Below are 1,499 nucleotides of genomic sequence, written 5' to 3'. Positions count from 1 at the left end.
TCTCCATGCTCTCCTGCACGGAGCCGATATTCTCGAACACGCCGCGCACCAGATGGATCAGCCAGCTCGACATCTGCACCAGCCGCAGCACGAGGCCGATCGCGGCCGCGACCGCTCCGGGCGACATGATGCCCTGGCTCCAGAGATGCAGCGAAATCCACGCCGTCGTCACGACCAGCAGGCTGTTCATGGTCTGCAGGATGACGCTGACACCGGTGATCAGCCGCGACAAATGCAGGAAGGAGGCGTTCCAGCGCGACAGCGAGTCGCGGACCGACGAGCGCTCGGCATCGGCGCGGGCGAAGAGCTTGACCGTCAGGATATTGGTATAGGAATCGACGATGCGCCCGGTCGTCGAGGAACGCCCCAGCGAGTTCGCCTCGGAGCGCTTCTTCGCGCGCGGCACGAAATAGATCAGCAGCACGACATAGGCTGCAAACCAGACGATGACCGGAAGTGCCAGCCAGAGGCTGGTCGAGCCGAAGAAGCCGATCGCCACCGATGCGAAGATCAGCGCGTACCAGAGATCGTCGATGACCTCGATCGTCGCGCCACGGATCGATTGCCCCGCCTGGATCACGCGCGCCGAAAGCCGTCCCGCGAAATCGTTCTGGAAATAGGAGAGCGCATGGCCAAGCGTATAGACATGGTTGCGCCAGCGGATCTGATTGGTGATCTGCGGCACCACGACCTGGTCCACGATCGCATGATTGGCGAAATAGATCAGCGGGCGGACCACGACGAGCAGGAAGGCCGCGCCGAGCAGCACCGTGCTGTGATCGCGCCAGATCGTCTCGGGCGACTGGGTCGCCAACAGATCCACGAACCAGCCGACCATCAGGTACATCGCCGCTTCGATACCGCTGAAACCGAGGCCGGTGAGCATGATCAGGGCCATCCAGCCCTTCACGCCCTTGATGTGGTGCCACATGAATGGCCACACGCCCTTGGGCGGCGTCTGGCCCTCGTCAAAGGGCGCGAAGACGTCGATGCGGCTTTCGAGAAAACGGAACAGGGAGGCGAACATGGCGTACCGCCCTCCATGKACCGGCATGACGACGAAATCTTGGCGACATATGGGGCAGCAGTCAGGTCGCGGCCAGAGGCTTGACGCATGTCATGACGTCACCGCATGACAGCAGCGCATGTTGCGCCTCGCCCTCTACCAGCCGGATATCCCGCAGAATTCGGGCACGATGATTCGCATGGCCGTCTGCCTCGGCATCGCGGTCGACATCATCGAACCCGCGGCCTTCGACGTCTCGGACCGCCATTTCCGGCGTTCCGGCATGGACTATCTCGAGCGCGCCGCGATCACCCGGCATGATTCGTTCAAGGCCTTCGATGCATGGCGGCTTGCGGGCGGCCACCGGCTGATCCTGGCGGAGACGGATGGGGCCACCGCCCATACCGATTTTGCCTTCGCTCCCGGCGACATCGTGCTCGTCGGACGCGAATCGGCGGGCGTCCCCGCCGAGCTCTACTCAACCGTCGACGGC

At 63.5% G+C, this 1,499-nt stretch carries 2 protein-coding genes; one reads left to right on the top strand and one right to left on the bottom strand.

Features of this window, described 5'->3' with window-relative positions:
• The coding region (locus AC1DJT_RS36640; RefSeq protein ID WP_476836055.1) for an ABC transporter transmembrane domain-containing protein at positions 1-1,027 on the bottom strand (1,027 nt) is incomplete at its 3' end.
• A 118-nt stretch (positions 1,028-1,145) separates the two neighbouring features.
• Here AC1DJT_RS36640 and AC1DJT_RS36635 point away from each other — a divergent pair.
• Positions 1,146-1,499, top strand: a 354-nt coding sequence (locus tag AC1DJT_RS36635) for a tRNA (cytidine(34)-2'-O)-methyltransferase (protein WP_476836054.1), incomplete at its 3' end; no start/stop codon positions are given.

This window comes from Allobosea sp. 05T422_2 (assembly GCF_056396265.1).
The sequence above is the reverse complement of the archived record's forward strand: the minus strand, read 5'-3'. Positions and strand labels throughout refer to the sequence as shown.